The organism is Staphylococcus sp. GDB9P120P (genome assembly GCF_017893435.1).
Lineage (GTDB): Bacteria > Bacillota > Bacilli > Staphylococcales > Staphylococcaceae > Staphylococcus > Staphylococcus cohnii.
The window spans coordinates 450,901-472,509 of sequence record NZ_JAESNB010000008.1 but is presented as its reverse complement, the minus strand read 5'-3'; the positions used below and the strand labels follow the sequence as shown (position 1 = coordinate 472,509).

General features: G+C 30.7%; 19 protein-coding genes. 14 read left to right on the top strand and 5 right to left on the bottom strand.

What is annotated here, in order from left to right; genetic code table 11:
- The first annotated feature begins 1 nt into the window (after position 1).
- A complete protein-coding gene (locus tag KA856_RS07510; RefSeq protein ID WP_107505053.1) occupies positions 2 to 1,273 on the top strand; it encodes a Y-family DNA polymerase in 1,272 nt (423 codons plus the stop codon).
- A gap of 287 nt (positions 1,274 to 1,560) precedes the next feature.
- On the opposite strand, the gene KA856_RS07505 is transcribed toward KA856_RS07510, so the two are convergent.
- Positions 1,561 to 2,433 (bottom strand): oxidoreductase, encoded by an 873-nt coding sequence (locus tag KA856_RS07505; RefSeq protein WP_107523440.1) that lies wholly within the window; start codon positions 2,431 to 2,433, stop codon positions 1,561 to 1,563.
- Between the two features lie 126 nt (positions 2,434 to 2,559).
- Between KA856_RS07505 and panD the strand changes: the two genes are divergently transcribed.
- The gene (panD, locus tag KA856_RS07500; protein ID WP_107384584.1) at positions 2,560 to 2,943 is read left to right on the top strand and encodes an aspartate 1-decarboxylase; all 384 of its coding nucleotides are present in this window, start codon (positions 2,560 to 2,562) and stop codon (positions 2,941 to 2,943) included.
- 290 nt (positions 2,944 to 3,233) lie between these two features.
- On the opposite strand, the gene KA856_RS07495 is transcribed toward panD, so the two are convergent.
- Positions 3,234 to 4,325 carry a prephenate dehydrogenase gene (locus tag KA856_RS07495; RefSeq protein ID WP_107523439.1) on the bottom strand — a complete coding sequence of 364 codons (1,092 nt, stop codon included), beginning with the start codon at positions 4,323 to 4,325 and terminating at the stop codon, positions 3,234 to 3,236.
- A gap of 719 nt (positions 4,326 to 5,044) precedes the next feature.
- Between KA856_RS07495 and KA856_RS07490 the strand changes: the two genes are divergently transcribed.
- The 10 genes from KA856_RS07490 to KA856_RS07445 all read left to right on the top strand — a co-directional run bounded on the left by KA856_RS07490 (position 5,045) and on the right by KA856_RS07445 (position 15,000).
- Entirely contained in the window at positions 5,045 to 6,454 is a 1,410-nt protein-coding gene (locus KA856_RS07490; protein WP_107523438.1) for an anthranilate synthase component I, read from the top strand.
- Positions 6,451 to 7,047, top strand: coding sequence for an anthranilate synthase component II (locus tag KA856_RS07485; protein WP_107523437.1), 597 nt, complete (start codon positions 6,451 to 6,453; stop codon positions 7,045 to 7,047). Before KA856_RS07490 ends, KA856_RS07485 begins: the two co-directional genes overlap by 4 nt.
- Positions 7,016 to 8,032 (top strand): anthranilate phosphoribosyltransferase, encoded by a 1,017-nt coding sequence (trpD, locus tag KA856_RS07480; RefSeq protein ID WP_107523436.1) that lies wholly within the window; start codon positions 7,016 to 7,018, stop codon positions 8,030 to 8,032. The genes KA856_RS07485 and trpD overlap by 32 nt, the downstream gene beginning before the upstream one ends.
- A complete protein-coding gene (gene trpC, locus KA856_RS07475) occupies positions 8,016 to 8,798 on the top strand; it encodes an indole-3-glycerol phosphate synthase TrpC (RefSeq protein ID WP_107523435.1) in 783 nt (260 codons plus the stop codon). The genes trpD and trpC overlap by 17 nt, the downstream gene beginning before the upstream one ends.
- Positions 8,795 to 9,424, top strand: a complete 630-nt coding sequence (locus KA856_RS07470; RefSeq protein ID WP_107523434.1) for a phosphoribosylanthranilate isomerase — start codon at positions 8,795 to 8,797, stop codon at positions 9,422 to 9,424. Before trpC ends, KA856_RS07470 begins: the two co-directional genes overlap by 4 nt.
- 2 nt (positions 9,425 to 9,426) lie before the next feature.
- Complete coding sequence (gene trpB, locus KA856_RS07465) at positions 9,427 to 10,641, top strand: tryptophan synthase subunit beta (RefSeq protein WP_192945607.1); 1,215 nt, start codon at positions 9,427 to 9,429, stop codon at positions 10,639 to 10,641.
- Positions 10,634 to 11,377 (top strand): tryptophan synthase subunit alpha, encoded by a 744-nt coding sequence (gene trpA / locus KA856_RS07460; protein ID WP_107384591.1) that lies wholly within the window; start codon positions 10,634 to 10,636, stop codon positions 11,375 to 11,377. The genes trpB and trpA overlap by 8 nt, the downstream gene beginning before the upstream one ends.
- 120 nt (positions 11,378 to 11,497) lie before the next feature.
- The gene (locus KA856_RS07455; RefSeq protein ID WP_107384592.1) at positions 11,498 to 12,157 is read left to right on the top strand and encodes a type 1 glutamine amidotransferase domain-containing protein; all 660 of its coding nucleotides are present in this window, start codon (positions 11,498 to 11,500) and stop codon (positions 12,155 to 12,157) included.
- Positions 12,158 to 12,448: 291 nt separating this feature from the next.
- The gene (locus KA856_RS07450; RefSeq protein ID WP_119535668.1) at positions 12,449 to 13,708 is read left to right on the top strand and encodes an aminoacyltransferase; all 1,260 of its coding nucleotides are present in this window, start codon (positions 12,449 to 12,451) and stop codon (positions 13,706 to 13,708) included.
- Between the two features lie 32 nt (positions 13,709 to 13,740).
- Positions 13,741 to 15,000 (top strand): aminoacyltransferase, encoded by a 1,260-nt coding sequence (locus KA856_RS07445; protein ID WP_107385324.1) that lies wholly within the window; start codon positions 13,741 to 13,743, stop codon positions 14,998 to 15,000.
- 329 nt (positions 15,001 to 15,329) lie between these two features.
- Here the strand turns inward: KA856_RS07445 and KA856_RS07440 are convergent, their stop codons facing one another.
- On the bottom strand, positions 15,330 to 15,851 hold the full coding sequence (locus KA856_RS07440) for a DUF308 domain-containing protein (protein WP_107385325.1): 522 nt from the start codon (positions 15,849 to 15,851) through the stop codon (positions 15,330 to 15,332).
- Between the two features lie 192 nt (positions 15,852 to 16,043).
- On the opposite strand from KA856_RS07440, the gene KA856_RS07435 reads away from it, so the two are divergent.
- Entirely contained in the window at positions 16,044 to 17,240 is a 1,197-nt protein-coding gene (locus KA856_RS07435; protein ID WP_275113067.1) for an SAM-dependent methyltransferase, read from the top strand.
- A gap of 948 nt (positions 17,241 to 18,188) precedes the next feature.
- Here the strand turns inward: KA856_RS07435 and KA856_RS07430 are convergent.
- Complete coding sequence (locus KA856_RS07430) at positions 18,189 to 18,944, bottom strand: MerR family transcriptional regulator (RefSeq protein ID WP_107523341.1); 756 nt, start codon at positions 18,942 to 18,944, stop codon at positions 18,189 to 18,191.
- 188 nt (positions 18,945 to 19,132) lie between these two features.
- Positions 19,133 to 19,483: a hypothetical protein gene (locus KA856_RS07425; protein ID WP_107383945.1), complete on the bottom strand. Its 351-nt coding sequence runs from the start codon at positions 19,481 to 19,483 to the stop codon at positions 19,133 to 19,135.
- 258 nt (positions 19,484 to 19,741) lie between these two features.
- On the opposite strand from KA856_RS07425, the gene pepF reads away from it, so the two are divergent.
- Complete coding sequence (pepF, locus tag KA856_RS07420; protein WP_107523340.1) at positions 19,742 to 21,562, top strand: oligoendopeptidase F; 1,821 nt, start codon at positions 19,742 to 19,744, stop codon at positions 21,560 to 21,562.
- Positions 21,563 to 21,609 lie beyond the last annotated feature (47 nt).

The window sequence follows — 21,609 nt, the reverse complement described above, 5'->3', positions numbered from 1 at the left end:
TATGTATGAATTTTATGATTACAATCTGTTAGAGGAAAGAGATATATTGTGTATCGACCAAAAAAGTTTTTTTGCAAGTGTTTCTTGCATACAAAAAGGATTAGACCCAATGAAAGAAAAGTTAGCAGTTGTTGCGGATACTAAGAGACAGGGATCGGTTGTATTGGCTGCTACGGGGCCACTAAAAGCTATAGGTATTAAAACAGGGTCAAGATTATTCGAAATCCCTCATAGAAATGATATATATATTATCAATCCAAGCATGAGAAAATATTTGGAAGTTTCAGTAGCAATTTCTAAAATCGCTTTACGCTATGTTGCTCCAGAAGATTTACACCAATATAGTATTGATGAATTTTTTATGGATGTAACAAATAGTTATCACAGATTTAGTAGTACAATTCAATCTTTTTGTAAAAAATTGCAATATGAAATTCTAGAAGAGACAGGTATACATTGTTCGATAGGGATTGGATCAAATATGTTATTGAGTAAAGTTGCAATGGATGTAGAAGCAAAACATACTGATGATCTCATTGCTGAATGGAGATATCAAGATGTTTCGCACAAACTTTGGCCTATTTCACCATTGAGTAAATTTTGGGGGATTAGTAGAAAAACAGAAGCAAAAATGAATAAAAGAGGTATTTTTACTATAGGTGATTTAGCTCATTATCCATATCAATATTTAAAAAGGGATTTTGGTACTGTAGGTGTGGATTTACATTTGCATGCAAATGGTATTGATCAAAGTAGAATAAGAGACAAGTATAGTGTAGTTAATCCTTCAATTTGTAAGAGTCAAATATTGATGCGTGATTACCATTATGATGAAGCTAAAATAGTGATGCAGGAATTAATTGAGGACGTAGCGAGTCGTGTTAGAGCAAGAAATAAATTAGCTAAGACAATACACTTTTCATTTGGTTATAGTGACCAAGGAGGGGTGCAGAAACAATACACATTAGAAGATCCAACAAATTTAGATGGTACTATTTTTAAGGTGGTTGAATATTTAGCAGATAAATTATGTGATCCAACAATGTTGTACAGAACGGTGAGCATTTCACTCACGCAGTTTATAGATGAGCGAAATACACAGTTGAATTTATTTATAGATGAATACGAAAGAAAAAGGAATGAAAAGTTGGCCAAAACGATTGATGCGCTACATCAAAAATTTGGTAAAGGTATCGTATCTAAAGCAATCTCCTATACAGATGCAGGCACAAAACATGGGCGTTTAGGACTTATGGCAGGGCATAAAATGTAAAAATTAAAATGATAAACTGAACGTTTAATATAGTCATAAATCAATTTCATTGGCAATATATGGAACGGAGATAATTTTAAGTAAGTTTATACGGTGCAGCCCGTCCCTAAAGTAGCTGTTGAATCAAACTTAGTTAGCTTTTTAACAAATACAATTTAAATAACGTATCTATAACATAATAGATGATTTGTCTATGCTAGGTAAGTAAAAAATCTAACGTACATCTATTAAACATATAAATATCATATTAGTATGATAAGGAGGGTATAATAGACTTTACATTACTACTATGAGTTATTTAAAAAAGTATGATGTCTAGATAGTAATAAAGCATAAATTGTATCTAGATGAGGTGTTGTTAATTTGTACTTTCGAGCTTGTCGATATAGAAAACCTTGTATGCCATCGATTTCTAATGGTGTATTTGAAAGTACATCATAATACATGCTTGTTCCCATATCGTCTGGATAACCTTGATAAATTGTCATTATTTCTTCAATAACGTTATCAGAAAGATTGATACCAGAATGTTTAGCTATCATATAACCTTCATTTAATAACGATATGCATAATGATTTAATATGAGGTTGCTTGAGAATAGATGCAGGCTGTATTCCAAGCGCTGTAACTGTATTGATTGCTAAATTAACTAATAGTTTATACCAGATTTCCACTTCAATATTTTTATGTAACACAAGCGAAAGACCACTTGAAGCTAATATTTTTTTCAATGACACTGTGTTGTCATCTTGTTGTAAATGCAGTATTTCATCTCTAAAGTGAATCACATGTTGAGCGGTCTTTTGACCGCTAATATAAGTTACAGCTTGATATATATTTGGAAAAGGAAGTTTTAAGTGTTGTCCATATCCATTTTGAGCTAGTATAACAATAGTAGTATCTTGTGATAAATGCTTGATTTGTTCATATAACCCCTCTAAGTGTGGAATTTTAACAGCGATGAATATAATATCTAATGGTTCAGTCATATCTGATGCTTTAACAACATTAAGTACTATATTTACGTTATTCGAAGCATCTTGATAGGTAATGTGCTCATTACGTTGACCAATTAAATAGACTTTATGTTCTGTTGTTAAAAGTTGAACTGTGATGCAGCTACCAACAGCACCAGGACCAATAACACCTATCTTTTTCATTTATAGTTGACCTCCGTTTATTTAGAAAATAAAATTATAATAGATATGTTTATGATAGTAATCAATAATGAAGTGTTAATCAACTAAAAATGTAAAATTATTTTTTTGAACAGGAGCATAAATCAAATGATAAAAACTATGATGAATGGAAAAATACACCGTGCACGTGTAACAGAAGCTAACCTTAATTATGTTGGTAGTATCACGATAGATCGTAATATTTTAGATGCAGTAGATATATTACCTAATGAGAAAGTTGCAATTGTTAATAATAACAATGGAGAAAGATTAGAAACCTATGTGATTGAAGGAGAACGTAATAGTGGAAAGATATGCCTGAATGGTGCAGCTGCTAGGCTTGTTCAAGTAAATGATATTATTATTATTATGTCTTATGTACAAGTTACTGCAGAAGAAGCATTAAATCACAATCCAAAAGTCGCGCTTATGAATGAAAAAAATGAAATTATAGAGATGATACAAGAAGAAGAAGGAAAATTGCTAAATTAGTTATGTAAAACAACATTTGAAATATAAACAGTCTCATCCAAACTATACCGAGATACGAGAATGAAACGATATGAGCCTAACGTAGCTTTCTAACAAAAGAAAACTGCGCTAGGCTCATATTTATATTTGATAATAAATTGAAAATGCTTTTAAATTTAGCGTTGTAAAAAACAACAACCATTACCACAGAAATGAGTGGTTGGCTTAAATATGTACTTTACGATTTATGCAAACAAAAAATAAATAAAACAATAACAATTAAGTAATTAACCTTTTTAAAAAGATAAAATCTATTCAATATAAGTATCAAAATCACTTAATGCTTCAGCGCCTTTTTTACGGTCTTCTGGATTTTTGAAGCTAATACGTAACGCACCATAAATATCTTCACGGACTTCTAATATTCTTAAGTTGCTTATAGAAATATTATGTAAACTAAGGATATGTGTTACTTGGCTAATCATACCCGGTTTATCCGGAATATCTACATAAAGATCATACTCTATAGATAGTGCACCTTGTGATTTAAGGGGGAGTCCATCTCTATATACTTTTGCATCATTATAAAAATTATATAACGCGTCCGGTTTGTTTTCTTCAACGAGCGTAATGACATCTTCCATTTGTGATTTCCATTCTTTTAATATATCAACAATAGTATTTTTATTTTCAATAGTAATATCACGCCACATAATTGGACTGCCACTTGCAATTCTTGTAATGTCTCTAAAACCTCCAGCAGCAAGTGTTTTAACTAATGAAGAGTGAGATGCGTGGTTTGCATTTAAATGAACGAGACTCGACGCAATGATATGAGGGACATGACTAACGATTCCTGTCACAAAATCATGTTCTTTTGGATTAGTAGCAATAAATTTTGCATTTGTTGTACTAAGTAATGAACGTATTTCATCAAAAGCTTTATCATTTGCAGGTTCGTCGTGAACCAAAACATAAAAAGCATTTTCAAATAAATGTTTCTTTGCATTGAGTACGCCAGATTTATGACTACCTGCCATCGGATGACCACCAATTAGGTGAATATTGTGATTTAAAAGGTATTGTTCATATTGCAAAATCGTCAATTTAGTACTGCCAGTATCGGTAACAATGACGTCAGACTTTGTTTGATAGTTTGGTAGTTCTTGTAAGTATTTGATTGTTTGTTGCACAGGTGTGGCATAAATAATGATATCTGCATTTTCCACACAGGCTTTATAATCAGTAGATTGATAATCAATAATTCCAATAGATAAAGCTTTTTCTAATTGGGAGCAATCTGCATCATATGCAGTGATTTCAATGTCATTATGATAATATCTTAAATTACTTGCCAGACTACCACCAATTAAGCCTAAACCTACGAAAAGTATTTGTTTCATTTTGCTGACCACCTCTATCAAAATTTTCAGAATAGTAACATTGTATAGTAGGAGTAGTTAATTCGCAATACATGTTTTATTTTCTATTTCATAAGCAGAACTCATTTATAAGGCCACTGGTTTAACAGTTTTTGATTCTAAACAATTTAGCTTACACAATTTCAATATAATTAAAACACTAAGTCACCAGATTACTTTAAATAAGTAGAAGAATTTAAAAATAAGAGTTGACAAAAATGAATGATGCTTGTATTATTCTAGTTAATTCATTTTGCAACGACAGTTGCCGTTTGAAAGGTAAAGTAACGTATGTGATTTGTAGCAAGTAGAAAGCTAATGGTAGATGGAAATTAGCACAACATATATTGTGAATTGGGCTTTTAAACGTAAGCATAATATAATAATTTTTAAAGTGAACAATGAAATTGTTAACTAAGGTGGCACCACGGTAACGCGTCCTTACAGCATGCGTTAGTGTGGTGTTTTTTATATAAAAAAACAAAATGTAGTAAGTTGTGAATGGTAGCAAGCAGAAAGTTAGTGGTAGATGAAAACTAACACCTACACATACTGAAATTGGGTTTTGTTGGATTAAAATTGCATAATTAAATGAGTGAGTAGGTGAGATTGATATTATCTACTAATTTAGGTGGTACCGCGCATCAGCGTCCTTAATTAATATTTAAGGATGCTGATTTTTTTTATAAGGAGGAGTAAAAATGAAGGTGCAATATCAAAAGATAAATGCTGAAGTAACACCAGAAGCATTGGCAAGATTAAAAAAACAAAAAATAGTGTTGGAAAGTACAGAACAATCTAAAGTGAAAGGGCGTTATTCAATTGTAATATTTGATGTATATGGCTCAGTGACTTTAGATAATGAAAATATGGCCATTCAATACAATGACAAGCAAACAGAGATAGAAAACGAAGCACCATATGACAAACTGAAAGCTTTTATAGATCAATATAAAGTAGAAATAGAAGACGAAGATTTAGCACAATTACCATTTATCTCAGGCTTTGTTGGATCATGCAGTTTTGATTTGGTAAGACATGAATTTCCTGTATTAAAGCAAATCGGTTTAGCTGACCACAAACAACACGATGCTAAATTTCACATGGTAGAAGATGTATACGTATTTGACCATTACAAAGAGCATCTATACGTTATATCCACAAACTTGTTTTCCAATGAAAATGAAGAACAATTAGCATTACGTGTCAAACGTCATGTTGATGAGTTGCAAAATATAAATATATATCCTTCGCCTATAAAAAATGACATAAAAGACAAAGCAATTGAATCAAACATTACACCAGATCAATTTAAAAAAACTGTTAGTAAAATGAAATCATTGATACAACAAGGGGATATGTTTCAAGTTGTACCCTCAATTATATATAAGTATAAACATAATTTTGGAATGAATTTACAACAATTATCGTATCAGCTTTATCAGAATTTAAAGAGACAAAACCCAAGTCCTTACATGTATTATTTGAATTTTGATGAACCGATTATTGTAGGTAGTTCGCCTGAAAGTTTTGTCAAAGTGAAAGGGCAAACTGTAGTCACAAATCCTATAGCTGGAACAATTAAACGAGGCACGACTGACAAAGAAGATCTTGAAAATGAAAAACAACTAATCAACGATGAAAAAGAGATAAGCGAACATAGCATGCTTGTTGATTTAGGTAGAAATGATATTCATAGAGTGAGTGAAATTGCTAGTTCTAAAATTGAAAAGTTAATGTCAATTGAACGCTATGAACATGTTATGCATATCGTTAGTGAGGTAACAGGAAAACTGAAATCAAATTATTCGCCAATGACTGTAATTGCAAGTTTATTACCTACAGGTACCGTGTCAGGAGCACCTAAATTAAGAGCAATACAAAGAATTTATGAAGCCCAACCTCAAAAACGAGGTGTATACAGTGGAGGAATAGGATATATCAACTGTAATCATGACCTAGATTTTGCTTTAGCGATTCGTACAATGATGATTGATGATACATACATCAATGTAGAAGCAGGATGTGGTGTCGTTTATGATTCAATACCTGAAAAAGAATTAGAAGAAACAAAATTAAAAGCCAAAAGTTTATTGGAGGTATCACCATGATTTTAGTAGTGGATAATTACGATTCTTTTACGTATAACTTAGTCAATATTGTAGGAAAGACTTCTGATGTAATTATTAAGTATCCAGATGATCCTGAAATATTTGATTTAAAAATAGATGGTTTGATTATATCGCCAGGACCTGGACATCCATTAGATACTAGCTATTTAGTCAATATTATTGAACATTATAAACATAAACCTATATTAGGTGTATGTCTGGGCTCACAAGCGTTGACATGTTACCACGGTGGTGATGTTATCCAAGGTGAAAAAATATGTCACGGTAAAAAAGATACGATGCAGATTGTAAGTGAATCCAAACTATACCGAAATATTACAGAATATTCTGAAATAATGCGCTATCATTCATTAATTAGTGACCCAAAAACGTTACCCGATACATTAAAAGTAACTGCTCAAACAAAAGATAGTATTCAATCATTTGAGCATGTTAATGACTTACATTTTGGCATACAATATCACCCCGAATCTTTTGCTACGGAATACGGTGAAGCAATCATAAGTAACTTTTTAAATATAGTAGAGGAGGTCAATGATATTGAGTCTACAAAATCATATAAAACAGTATAAGCCACTTAATCAAACACAAATGAACGAATTTATAGAATTGTTAATCACAGATCAACTAGAAGATGATATAAAACGAGAACTGTTAGAAGCCTTTTCGAAAAGAGAACCTAGTCAAGCGGAATTAACATATATTTCAAAAAGCTTAATAGGGTCTATGTACCCTACACAACCAACTTTTCCTAATAGTATGTGTGTTTGTGGTACTGGCGGAGATAAATCTAATAGTTTTAATATTTCAACAACAGTTTCTTTTGTATTGGCAAGTGCAGGTGTACCAGTTATTAAACATGGTAATAGAAGCGTTACATCAGCATCAGGGAGTACCGATTTATTAAATGCAATGTGTATTCCGACACGAAGTGTTGAGGAAACATCAACACATTTAAAAACACAAGGGCTTGTTTTTTTAAATGCGACTGAAACGTATCCAATTATGAAGCATATTCAACCGTTAAGAAAAGCCATAAGTAATCCAACTATTTTTAATGTTACTGGACCATTAATTAATCCATTCAAATTAGATTATCAAGTTATGGGTGTCTATGAACCGTCTCAATTAAATAAAATTGCGCAAACATTAGCAGATTTAGGTAGAAAAAGAGCAATCGTCTTACATGGTGCAAATGGTATGGACGAAGCTACATTATCTGGAAATAACACACTATATGAAGTGACGGAAGACAAACATATTAAATCTTATTCTATAAATGCAACAGATTTAGGGTTAGATTATGCACCAAATACGGATTTAAAAGGTGGCACACCTCAGGAAAATTTAGAAATTACAAAACAAATATTAAATGGTAAAGATCAAAGTGCTAAAAGAGATGTGGTGTTATTGAATGCAGGTATTGCCTTATATGTTGCTGAAAAAGCAGCCACTATTCAAGAAGGTGTTCATAAAGCAAAAATATTAATTGAAAATGGAGATGCACTCAAACAATATAACAAAATGGGAGGCAAAACGTATGACTATATTGGATGAAATAGTAGCATATAAAAAGGAATTATTGAAGGATGGCTATTATACAAAAAAATTATCAGACCTTGATGAGGTAGACATTACGCATAAACAAACGTTTGAGTCACAGTTAGCACAAGCTGATCAATTATCAGTTATCGCTGAGATTAAATCGAAAAGTCCGACATTATCTGAACTTCCAGGGAGAGATTTGAAACAACAAGTTAAGGCGTATGAAGCATATGGTGCTAACGCAGTTTCAATCTTAACAGATGAACATTATTTTGGAGGGAGTTACGAACGATTACAAACTTTGACACAAGTAACTGATTTACCAGTATTGTGTAAAGATTTTGTAGTTGATCCTATTCAAATTGATGTTGCTAAAAAGGCAGGTGCATCTATTATTTTACTTATTGTAAATGTATTGACTGATCAACAGTTAAAAGCCTTATATGATTATGCGATATCAAAAAATTTAGAAGTATTAGTAGAAGTTCATGATAAAGAAGAATTGGAACGTGCTTACAAGTTAAATCCCAAAATTATTGGTGTAAACAATAGAGATTTAAAACGATTTGTAACAGATGTTTTGCATACAAATGAAATATTAGAAAATAAAAAAGCAGGTTATTATTATATTTCTGAAAGTGGTATTCGCAACAAACAAGACGTTGCAAGTATTATAAACGCAGGTATTGATGGTTTACTTATCGGCGAATCATTAATGAAATGTGATGATTTAAGTCAGTTTTTACCAAGTCTAAAGTTAGATAAGGTGAAGGTATGAAATTGAAATTTTGTGGTTTTAAAACAATTGAAGATGTATATAAAGCAAAAGATTTAGATATTGATGCAATTGGTTTTATTCATTACCCCAAAAGTAAACGCTATGTGGATATCGATAAGATAGAAACATTTGCTAACATAATACCAGAAGATATAGACAAAGTAGTAATTGTAGTAAATCCAGATTATCAAACGATCAGTAACCTCATAGATAATACAAATATAACTACCATCCAATTACACGGGTTGGAAAATTTAGAAACCATTCATTTTATACGTCAAAAAAAAGACACCATAAAAATTATTAAAGCATTGCCTGCAAAAAACACAAATACATTAGCGAAGCATATTCAATATTATAAAGGTTTTGTAGATCAATTTATTATTGATACACCATCAATCTCTTACGGTGGTACTGGCCAATCCTATGATTGGGAAATCTTAAAATATATAAAAGATGTGGATTTTTTAATAGCTGGCGGTATGAATTATAAAAATATTCAAAGTGTAAGTAAACTTAATTTAAATCACAATGGTTATGATATTGCAAGTGGTATCGAAACAAATGGTGTAAAAGATAGCGAAAAAATGCAAGCAATCATAGAACTTGTAAAAGGAGTTAATTAAATATGGTTAAAAACATACAGACAGAAGCAGATGAATTTGGATTTTTTGGGAATTTTGGTGGGCAATATGTCCCAGAAACATTAATGCCAGCAATTCAAGAACTTAAACAAGCTTATGAAAAAGCTAAACTAAATCCTAAGTTTCAAAATGAATTGAATAACTATTTAAAAGATTATGTAGGAAGAGAGACACCATTAACATATGCGGCATCATATACAGAAGCGCTAGGCGGGGCAAAAATATATTTAAAAAGAGAAGATTTGAATCATACTGGTGCCCACAAAATTAATAATGCACTAGGTCAAGCACTTTTAGCTAAAAGAATGGGCAAAAATAAATTAGTTGCAGAAACTGGTGCAGGACAACATGGAGTTGCTAGCGCGACAGCAGCAGCCTTATTTGATATGGAACTCGTGGTGTTTATGGGTGAAGAAGATATCAAACGACAAGAATTGAATGTATTTAGAATGGAATTACTTGGTGCAAAAGTTGAACCCGTGACTGAAGGACAAGGAACGTTATCTGATGCAGTTAATAAGGCGTTACAATATTGGGTAAGTCATGTAGACGATACACATTATTTATTAGGTTCTGCATTAGGACCAGATCCATTCCCGACAATAGTGAGAGATTTCCAAAAAGTTATAGGTACTGAAATCAAAGATCAAATCAAAGAGAAGGAAGGGCGTTTACCAGATGCGATAATTGCATGTGTAGGCGGAGGATCAAATGCTATTGGTACATTTTATCCATTTATTCAAGATGATGTTGCACTTTATGGTGTTGAAGCAGCAGGAGAGGGCATTGATAGTGACAAACATGCACTCGCAATAAATAAAGGTCATGAAGGTATTTTACATGGTACAAAAATGTATTTAATACAAGATGAAAATGGACAGATAGAATTAGCACATTCAATCTCAGCTGGGTTAGATTATCCAGGTGTAGGACCTGAGCATTCATATTATCATGATATTGGAAGAGTTAAATATGCAACTGCTAGTGATAGACAAGCCATGGATGCATTGGTGAAATTTACCCAGGCAGAAGGTATTATACCTGCGATAGAAAGTGCGCATGCATTAAGTTTTGTTGAAGAGCTAGCACCATCTATGGATAAAGACCAAATCATTGTCGTAACTGTGTCAGGACGTGGTGATAAAGATATGGAAACGATTAGAAACTACATGAGACAAGGTGGCGAAAGTAATGCATAAATTATTTATTCCCTATATCATGGGGAACAAAAATTTTATTGAAAATATGAAAATATTAAGTGAATCAGGCGCGGATATTATTGAAGTAGGCGTTCCATTTTCAGATCCAGTAGCTGATGGGCCAGTGATTATGGAAGCTGGAAATAAAGCCATACAACAAGGCGTGAACATCGCATATATTTTTGATGAACTGACTGCACATCGTGATTCTATAAACAGTCAATATGTACTTATGACGTATATCAATATAATTAATCATTATGGAGAAGATGCATTTTTTGATGCATGTGAGAAAGCTGGTGTATATGGATTAATTATACCTGATTTGCCACATGAACTTGTCCAACAATTAAAAGATAGACATCCTCATCGCAAAGTTAATATTATTTCATTAATTGCTATGACAACATCTGATGAACGCATCAATCAAATTTCTGAAAATGCGGAAGGGTTTATCTATACAGTTACAATGAATGCAACAACTGGAGAAAATGGAAAGTTTCATCCAGAACTAAAACGAAAAATTGAAAAAATTAAAAACAAAGCAAATGTACCTGTAGTAGCCGGTTTTGGTATTCGTACTAAAACGCATGTTAGTGACATTAGCGAAGTAGCTGATGGTATAGTCATCGGTAGTGAAATTGTTAAACGGTTTGAACAAGACCAAAAAGAATCGACAATCGCGTATCTAAATTCAATTAGAACAACCCTAGATGATGTACAAATTAATAAATGATGTGTAATGTTTATTTTAGATGGGTATTATTTGAAATAGATAGTCAAAATTGAAACATCGAAATGAATTTGACGTGATTTCAAGTAGATAATAACCTAAATAAATGAAGAGGTGACAATCGTGAATAAAAAAGTTTTATTCGTTATAACAAGTAGAGCACAATATGAAGATGGTACACCAACTGGATTATGGTTGGAAGAGGCAAGTGAACCTTATCATATTTTAACAGAATCAGGTATCGACGTAGATATCGTTTCAATAGAAGGTGGAGAAATACCTTTAGATCCAAACTCAACTCAAAATGACGAATTAACGAAATATGCACAATTTGTAGAAAAAATTAATGATGTGCCTAGTATAGATAACATTAATGTTTCAGATTATGATGCAGTTTACCTACCAGGTGGTCATGGTACAGTATTTGATTTTGCTCATAATCAAAAATTAGCTAATATCTTGTCTGATTTTAAACATGAAGGCAAATTTATAAGTTCTGTATGTCATGGACCAAGTGCATTTGTCGGTGCAAAAGATAAAAATGGTAAATATCTCGTAGAAGGTGTTACTTTAACATCATTTACAGATGATGAAGAACGTACGATGGGACTAGAGAATAAAGTACCATTCTTAACACAAACAGAATTAGAGCAACAGGGCGCTAAATTCGTTACCAAAGATAATTTTACGGAACATGTTGAAACAGATAGTCAATTCATCACTGGTCAAAATCCTCAATCAAGTGTAGCAATCGGTGAAGCATTAAAAGATGCCTTAAAATAGTGGGGTTTTTAAAATAAGTTATATTGGGTAACATGAACTACTAACAAGTAAAAAACTTGTTAGTAGTTTTTATATTTACATAATTAAATTAAGATTTGTGTTTAAATAGTTATTCTTTGTTAGAATAAAAGTAATGCTATAATAAAACAATACATAAATTATAAGTGAATTGTAGCATTTAGTAATTCTAACTAGGGTATCGATTTAGTTTTATAATTGAATATTGTATAATAATTAAGATTAAAGTTTAAACTCGAAATAAAGTACTATAGACAAATAGGAGTATATAAAATGAAATTTACGAATTTAACTGCAAAAGAGTTTGGTGCATTTGTTGATCACATGCCCAACAGTCATTTCACACAGATGGTAGGGAATTATGAGTTAAAAATTGCAGAAGGCACAGAAACACATTTAGTAGGCGTTAAAAATAATGAAAATGAAGTTATAGCAGCATGTTTATTAACGGCTGTACCAGTTATGAAAATATTTAAATATTTTTATACAAATCGTGGACCAGTGATTGATTTCGAAAATAAAGAACTCGTCCATTATTTTTTCAATGAATTAGCTAAATATGTAAAAAAACATAATGCATTATATTTAAGAGTAGATCCATACTTAGCATATCAATATCGAAATCACGATGGAGATGTATTAGAAAATGCAGGTCATGATTGGATTTTCGATAAAATGAAACAACTTGGTTATAAACATCAAGGGTTTTTAACTGGTTTTGATCCAATTATTCAAATAAGATTCCATTCTGTATTAGACTTAAAAGATAAGACAGCAAAAGATGCACTAAATGATATGGATAGTTTACGTAAACGTAATACGAAAAAAGTTCAAAAAAATGGCGTGAAGGTCAGATTCTTAGGCGAAGATGAATTACCTATTTTCCGTTCGTTTATGGAAGATACTTCAGAATCTAAAGATTTCGATGATAGAGAAGACAGTTTCTATTACAATAGGTTAAAGTATTATAAGAATCGTGTATTGGTGCCATTAGCTTATATGGATTTTGAAGCATATATCGATGAACTCAAGTCAGAGCGTGAAGTGTTAAGTAAAGATATCAACAAAGCGCTTAAAGATATAGAAAAACGTCCTGAAAATAAAAAAGCATATAATAAAAAAGAAAATTTAGAAAAACAACTTATTGCAAATCAGCAAAAAATTGATGAAGCTAAGTCATTACAAGAACAACACGGTAATGAATTACCAATTTCAGCAGCATTCTTTATTGTTAATCCGTACGAAGTAGTGTATTACGCTGGAGGAACATCTAACGAATTTAGACATTTTGCGGGAAGCTATGCAATACAATGGAAAATGATAAATTATGCAATCGATAATAATATTGATAGATATAACTTCTATGGCATTAGTGGTGATTTTTCAGAAGATGCAGAAGATGCAGGTGTTGTTAAATTTAAAAAAGGCTTCAACGCTGATGTAGTTGAATATGTTGGTGATTTTATAAAACCAATAAATAAACCAATGTACAAAATTTATACAATGTTAAAGGGATTAAAAGATAAAAAGTAATACGTATTATATTTAGAAAGGAACTAGCTATAATGAAATTTACAGAGTTAACTGTCAAAGAATATGACAATTTTGTACAAAATCCAGCTTTAGAGAGTCATTACTTTCAAGTAAAGGAAAATATAGCTACTAGAGAAGAAGATGGTTTTCAAGTTGTTTTATTAGGCTTAAAAGATGATGATAATCAAGTTATCGCAGCTAGTCTTTTCTCTAAAATCCCAACTATGGGTAGCTATGTATATTATTCAAACCGTGGTCCAGTCATGGATTATAATGATTTAGGTTTAGTTGATTTCTATTTACGTGAATTAGATACTTACCTTCAAAAACAAAATTGTTTATATGTGAAAATGGATCCTTATTGGATATACCAAATTTATGATAAAGATATTAATCCAATGCCTGATTATCAAGAAAATGATGCGCTTGTTAATTTATTTAAATCACATGGATATACGCATCATGGTTTTACAACAGAATATGATACATCAAGTCAAGTTAGATGGATGGGTGTACTTAATTTAGATGGTAAATCACCAGCATCATTAAAAAAACAATTTGATAGCCAAAGAAAACGAAATATTAATAAAGCGATTAATTTTGGCGTGAAAGTAAGATTTTTAGAAAGAGATGAATTTGACATCTTTTTATCACTCTATCGTGAAACTGAAAAACGAGCTGGTTTTGTATCAAAAACGGATGAATATTTCTATAATTTCATAGATAATTATGGGGATAAAGCTTTAATTCCTCTAGCTTATATTGATTTAGATGAATATATTACGAATACGCAAGAAAGTATTAATGAAAAAGAAGCGCGTAGGGATCAAATGATGCAAAATGAAAATAAATCTGATAAGCAATTGAAAAAAATTGCTGAAATCGATAAACAAATTGAGCATGATAAAAAAGAATTATTACATGCGAGTGAATTAAGACAGACAGATGGCTCTATCTTGAATCTTGCAGCAGGCGTATATTTTGCTAATGCGTATGAAGTGAATTATTTCTCAGGTGGGTCATCTGAAAAATACAATCAATACATGGGACCTTATATGATGCATTGGTTTATGATTAATTATTGTTTTGATCATGGATATGGTCGTTACAATTTCTATGGCTTATCTGGTGACTTCACTGAAAATAGTGAAGACTATGGTGTTTATCGATTTAAACGAGGTTTCGGCGTACAAATCGAAGAATTAATTGGTGATTTTTATAAACCAATCAAAAAAACGAAGTATAAGTTATTCAATACGCTTAACAATATTAGAAAAAAAATTAAAAAATAAAAAGAAAGCATACTGGTATATAAGCCCTAAGCCAGTATGCTTTCTTATGTTCAAAAGAGGTTGAGATATAATGGATTCGCCCAACCTCATTTCACGTAGGACAGAAATCTTTTTAATAAAATCAGATTTCTGTCCCACTCCCTTTGCGTGGATTATCATGCGATGTCAATTCTGGTTGTTTTCCACATTTTTAGTATATATCTCACTAATCAGAAGTGCAATATCATTTTATTATATAAACAGGATAGTAAATTAATAAATAATATTATTCAAAAATGTTAGGTTTAAGAAATATTTCTAATATATTAAAAATATCTTTTTGAAAACAATTAACGTAAAGCGTCTATGAGATAAGTTATTCCAATAATAAAGAAAACTGCACTCATAAATACAGCGATAACAACGGCAGCTATCAATGGATTAAACAATAAAATGACACCAAATATAATTTCTATTATGTTTAATATAATAGATACCATATGAAATCGTTTGTTTGCACCTTCTGCTGACGTAATCGTAAACATATTCAAAAGTGCATTAATAATAAACCATATGGCAAATAAATAAACAATAAATGTTGTACTTGTTACTACATTAAATAATATAAGTATACCAATAATGATGTTGATAATACCTAAGATAATAAGTAAACTCGAACCATTTTGCGTGGCTTGTTTCATAATACGCCTTACAAAAATTTCAATGAAGCCATTAATTATAAATAAAATACCAATTAACCAAGTAATGGCAAATAAATTTTCTTCAGGAAAACTAATGATAAAAACGCCTATAATCAAGAAGAAAACACCTATTAATAAACTGGACCATTTAATACCTGATTTTTGTTGCATGTTTTTCACTCCAATCTCAATAATATTTACCCAAAATGAAAGTATTCAACACTTTAGTAAATAATAATATTATTATGTTAACAAAAACGAATAACAAAGTAACCTGTTTTGTTTGATTTAATAAATATTTAGGTCCAATCTATAATATGTATGGTTTAAAAATTAAGTATTCGTTTTAGGAGTGTATGATCAGTGGGAATTTCGATTCAAAAATCAATTTATAAAAAACTATTAAAAAATTTAGCAACTGAGCCGTTTAATGTAACATTTTGGGATGGTTCAACCGTACATTATAATGACGGAATTGCTAAATTTCATTTGACTTTCAATAGACCGTTAAATAAAAAACTGTTAAAAGCAAATCCGATGATTGCATTAGCAGAAGGCTATATGGATAAGAATATTGAAGTCAGTGGTGATTTAGAATTTATTATGGCGTCCATCTTTTCACAACAAAAAAGTTTTATTAATAAACCTAAGAAAAAATATGTACAATCTCGTAAAAAATATAAAAACAATAAAAAAATTGCTAAAGAAAATGCTTCATTTCATTATGATTTAGGTAACGATTTTTATCGCTTATGGTTAGATAAAACGATGAATTATTCTTGTGCATATTTTAAAACGAAAGAAGATTCGTTATATACAGCTCAAGTTAACAAGATTAACCATATATTAAAAAAGCTAAATTTACAGTCTGGACAAAGCTTATTAGATATTGGATCTGGATGGGGACATCTTATTATTGAAGCTGCAAAACAATACAATGTCCAAACATTAGGTATTACATTAAGTAAAGAACAATATATCAAAACAAAAGAACGTATTAAAGCTGAAGGTTTGATCGGTCAAGTGGATGTTAAGTTAATGGATTATAGAGAACTTATTAATGAAAAAAGAACGTTTGATCGTATTGTAAGTGTAGGCATGTTAGAACATGTTGGACATGATCATATTCCTATATTCATGGAAAATACACATAAGTTATTGAACGATGGCGGTGTGGCCTTATTGCATTGTATTACTGGACTTGTTGAAGTAGAAGGTAACGACTTTCTCACTAAATATATCTTTCCCGGAGGTGCAATTCCTTCTATAAGAGCGTTAGTTGACAATATGTCACAAAATAACTTAAAAATTGTAGATGTAGAAAGTTTAAGAAGGCATTACACTTTAACTTTACGCAACTGGGCAGAGAATTTTGAAGCAAATCTAGATAAAGTACGAGAGCAATTTGATGAGAGGTTTATAAGAATGTGGCGTTTGTATTTAAATGCATGTGCGGCAAACTTTACATGTGGCGTTTCTGATTTGCACCAGTTTTTAATCACAAAAGGCGTCAATAATGAACTGCCAATGACAAGAGATTATTTATACAAAGATAATTAAAATAAAATTTTCGATCAATAGTATTGAGATTTTACTTTTATCTCAATACTATTGATTTATTTATGTTATATAAGACAATCATTTAGTTAACGTTATTTATGTTATGTAAACCTATAATTATATATGCTTATTTTTAAACCATAGATTAAATAAGGATTGTTATAAATGTTATCTGATAGTAATACTCTTATAATTAATAGAAACTATAATTACTTTTAAAAAAACATCTCATTTAAAACGCTGAGAAGTTGATTTCTGAACGTTGAACTTTGCTTTTGTGTATCTATGTAAACATGATTGCAAATGAGCCAAAAATTGATTTATGATAATGTTATTGTCAGTTAGATTACTGTAAATACACGTTGAGGATGGTTAAGAAAAAAATAGAATACATATAGTGATGTTCATATGAATGAAATAAGATGTGATTATCAATTTTGTATTTGTATCTTAAGTTTTGGTTAAATTAATTAAGGATTTATCATACGATGAACTTTATACTTTTATAAATTAATAGATAAATCAGCATGCATATATAAATTAACATTTTAGTTTACATAATATATATTATAGGAAGTTATGTGTATTTCGATATAAGGGACCTATCATATAATCTTTATGTTATTTACGTTTGTTCTAATTTGTTTTCGTTAGCTTTTTTGAATAACCAATTTCATATCTTACTTGCAGTTTAAATTAGATTATTCGTTATCTACTTTAATAACTGAAATTATTAAGTCACTATGTATTCATTATATATAATTATTTGCATTGTATCTTAAATATGTAACGATACGTATTAGTCTATTAAGTATTTACTATAATCTATTAATCATTATATGAACTCTACAGCTTTAATCATTGATGTTGAAAATATAACTGATAACTTTACATAAAATATATGCCTTTATCAAATCGTAATTTTTTTGATTTAATAAAGGCATATCATTATTGTTTGTTTTTTACATAAACATCTATTGAGTCTTTAATGAACTGAGCAGTGCCTGTTCCAAATTTATCAATATTTACTTTGAATCGTTCGTCTTCGACATATATTTTACCTAAACACTCAAAAATATCTAATGTGTAATTAAAATTTAAATTTGAATTTAAATAATCATACCATTTTTGTACGTTTGACTGGGCTTCAACAGATTCTGGTGGCTGACTTTTTAAATTGGCGAAAGTTGAAAAGATATCATTCATTTCATTTGTTTTTAGAACTTTTTCTTTGTCTGACCATGAGTTAATATGTTGGTTAGCTTTTATAATAGTGCTATCGCCCCACTTTTTACGTGCTTCTTCGTCATAGCTTTTAGATAAATTATCAAAATTAAAGCCTTCGAATTTTTCTTCATTGGTCATTGCTATTTCTCCTCTCATATGACGTAATGTTTGATCAATTGTTTGAATCATTTGATCGGTACGATTTTGTCTTTCAATAAGTAATTGCTTGTGTATTTTTAATGCTTCTTGTCTATCGAAAGACGGGCTATCAATGATTGATTTTATTTTTTTAAGAGAAAAGTCGAGTTCTCTAAAAAATAAAATTTGCTGTAATTTATCTAGGTCTGTTTCTGAATATAGCCGATATCCTGACTTGGACAGTTTCGTTGGATTTAATAAATTAATTTCATCATAGTAATGTAACGTACGCACACTAATACCTACTAAATTGGCTATTTGTTTAACCGTCATTTGCATTTATCTTACCTCCTCATAAAATGACTATAATGCTTAACGGAACGTCAGGGTCAATAATAAATTTTGTATTATTGTTAGCAGTATAATAAAAATAAAAAGTCCCTGAGACAAAATGTGTCTGGGGACTTTCAATATTGGTAGATGAAACAATGAGCTTTGCATTTTTATTCCGATGTTACTTTTAACAATTATTTTTTTCTTTTAAATTCATGTGCTTCGTCTTCAGGCGAGATACCACGTTTTTTCATTTCTTTTAATGCCTTTTTTTCTCGACGTTTACGTCTGAAGTCACGCGTAAAGTACCAAATTAAAAAGCTCATGATTAAACTTAATACCGCCATAAATGCAGCAAAACCTAATAAAGGCTCGTAAGTAATATTTTCAAAATTAGGTATTAAGAATGCAGCAATAGCTAATATAACAAATGTTAAAATTGCAGCTGCAAACCATTTATTTAAAACAAGTGTACAGAATAATGTAACTACTATAACAGCTACTACTGTAATCCATAAAAAATTAGGTAAATCAAAAATAGTCATTTATAGCGCTCCTTATAAAAATCGACATATTTGTCATTATAACAATAATACTAAATGAAATTATATATCATATCCATCTTGAGTAGTATAATAACATATTAAAATATTGCATTAATCACGTCAAATTAACATTCTTTATATAATTAGATAACTTGTTTTCTTACGCGGGTTTGGTCTATAAACGCACAATTGTATCTTACCAGGTAATTTCATGTATAATTAAACATGAAATTATTATACATGATTAGGAGTGATTAAATGGCAGATACTTTACCACTTAGAAATGAAGTTTCAGCTGAAACAACTTGGGATATTTCAGCTCTATTTTCATCAGATGAAGCATTTTATCAAACTTTAGATAACACCACAGCAGCTGCAAAAACATTTAATGAAAATTATGTTCATCAATTGGATAATCCTACTATTATTGAAAAAGCATTAGCTGTATATTCTGATATACTGGTCCAATTAGATAAAATGGCAAATTATGCAGAATTGAGATTAAGTGTTGATACGTCAAATGAACAAGCACAAACATTAAGTGCTAAATTTTCAAATACTTATGGAAAAATTGCGAGTGAACTATCATTTGTTGAATCAGAAATATTGGAACTTTCTGATGAGGTATTCAATCATTTTATTTCAACATCTAAATACCCACATTATTTAAAAAAATTAAAAGAAAGTAAACCGTATCAACTTAGTCCTGAAGTTGAAAAAACATTAGCAAGTTTATCATCAGTGTTTGAACGTCCTTTTGAACTATATGGTATAACGAAGATGTTAGATATAGATTTTGATTCGTTTGAATATAACGGTAAAACATATCCTTTAGATTATGCTACCTTTGAAAATGAATATGAAGATCATCCAGAAGAAGCATTTAGAAGGATTAGTTTCAAAAAATTTAGCGATGCATTAAATAAGTATCAACATACAACTGCTGCTACATATAATATGCAAGTACAACAAGAAAAAATTGAAGCAGATTTACGTGGTTATGATTCTGTAATTGATTACCTATTACAAGATCAAGAAATTACTCGAGATATGTTTGACCGTCAAATTGATGTTATTATGAGTAATTTAGCGCCTATTATGCAAAAATATGCGAAATTGATTAAACGTGTTCATGGCTTAGAAGTCATGCATTTTGAAGATTTAAAGATATCTATAGATCCTAATTACGAACCAGATATCTCTATTGAAGATTCTAAAAAATATATTTATGGCGCATTAAATGTATTAGGTGAAAATTATTTGAATATGGTTGAAACAGCTTATCAAGATAGATGGATAGATTTTGCTCAGAACAAAGGCAAAGATACTGGTGCGTATTGTGCAAGTCCATATGCTACACATTCGTATATATTTATTTCTTGGACTGGTAAAATGACTGAGACATTTGTTTTAGCACATGAGTTAGGACACGCTGGCCATTTTACGTTAGCACAAAGTCATCAAAATTATTTGGAATCAGAACCATCCATGTATTTTGTAGAGGCACCATCGACAATGAATGAGATGTTAATGGCGAATTATTTATTCGAAAATAGTAGTGATGCTCAATTTAAGCGTTGGGTTATAGGTTCTATCGTTTCTAGAACATATTATCACAATATGGTAACGCATTTACTAGAAGCAGCGTATCAACGCGAAGTTTATAAAAAAGTTGATAATGGCGAATCGCTGACTGCGCCAATATTAAATCGAATTATGTTGGATGTCTACACTCAATTTTTTGGAGAAAGTGTTAAGTTTACTAAAGGTTCAGAGCTTACATGGATGAGACAACCACATTATTATATGGGGTTATATTCGTATACGTATTCTGCTGGCTTAACAATAGGTACAGTTATGTCACAACGTATTCAGCAAGAAGGACAACCTGCTGTGAGTGATTGGTTAAAAACATTGCAAGCAGGTGGCAGTCAATCACCTACTGAATTAGCTCAATTGGCTGGTATTGATATTCGCACTGATCAGCCATTAAAATCTACAATTGCATATATAGGTAAATTGGTAGATGAGTTGGAGCAGCTTACAGATGAAATTGAAGCAGACAATCATCAACACTAATAAATATAAATAAAGACATATCTTAAAAAAGCACGATGTCGATAAAA

Excerpts from the sequence above, each read along its gene's own strand:
- KA856_RS07510 (WP_107505053.1), top strand. The coding sequence starts at position 2 with ATGTATGAATTTTATGATTACAATCTGTTAGAGGAAAGAGATATATTG.
- KA856_RS07505 (WP_107523440.1), bottom strand. The coding sequence starts at position 2,433 with ATGAAAAAGATAGGTGTTATTGGTCCTGGTGCTGTTGGTAGCTGCATC.
- panD (WP_107384584.1), top strand. The coding sequence starts at position 2,560 with ATGATAAAAACTATGATGAATGGAAAAATACACCGTGCACGTGTAACA.
- KA856_RS07495 (WP_107523439.1), bottom strand. The coding sequence starts at position 4,325 with ATGAAACAAATACTTTTCGTAGGTTTAGGCTTAATTGGTGGTAGTCTG.
- KA856_RS07490 (WP_107523438.1), top strand. The coding sequence starts at position 5,045 with ATGAAGGTGCAATATCAAAAGATAAATGCTGAAGTAACACCAGAAGCA.
- KA856_RS07485 (WP_107523437.1), top strand. The coding sequence starts at position 6,451 with ATGATTTTAGTAGTGGATAATTACGATTCTTTTACGTATAACTTAGTC.
- trpC (WP_107523435.1), top strand. The coding sequence starts at position 8,016 with ATGACTATATTGGATGAAATAGTAGCATATAAAAAGGAATTATTGAAG.
- KA856_RS07470 (WP_107523434.1), top strand. The coding sequence starts at position 8,795 with ATGAAATTGAAATTTTGTGGTTTTAAAACAATTGAAGATGTATATAAA.
- trpB (WP_192945607.1), top strand. The coding sequence starts at position 9,427 with ATGGTTAAAAACATACAGACAGAAGCAGATGAATTTGGATTTTTTGGG.
- trpA (WP_107384591.1), top strand. The coding sequence starts at position 10,634 with ATGCATAAATTATTTATTCCCTATATCATGGGGAACAAAAATTTTATT.
- KA856_RS07450 (WP_119535668.1), top strand. The coding sequence starts at position 12,449 with ATGAAATTTACGAATTTAACTGCAAAAGAGTTTGGTGCATTTGTTGAT.
- KA856_RS07445 (WP_107385324.1), top strand. The coding sequence starts at position 13,741 with ATGAAATTTACAGAGTTAACTGTCAAAGAATATGACAATTTTGTACAA.
- KA856_RS07440 (WP_107385325.1), bottom strand. The coding sequence starts at position 15,851 with ATGCAACAAAAATCAGGTATTAAATGGTCCAGTTTATTAATAGGTGTT.
- KA856_RS07430 (WP_107523341.1), bottom strand. The coding sequence starts at position 18,944 with ATGCAAATGACGGTTAAACAAATAGCCAATTTAGTAGGTATTAGTGTG.
- KA856_RS07425 (WP_107383945.1), bottom strand. The coding sequence starts at position 19,483 with ATGACTATTTTTGATTTACCTAATTTTTTATGGATTACAGTAGTAGCT.
- pepF (WP_107523340.1), top strand. The coding sequence starts at position 19,742 with ATGGCAGATACTTTACCACTTAGAAATGAAGTTTCAGCTGAAACAACT.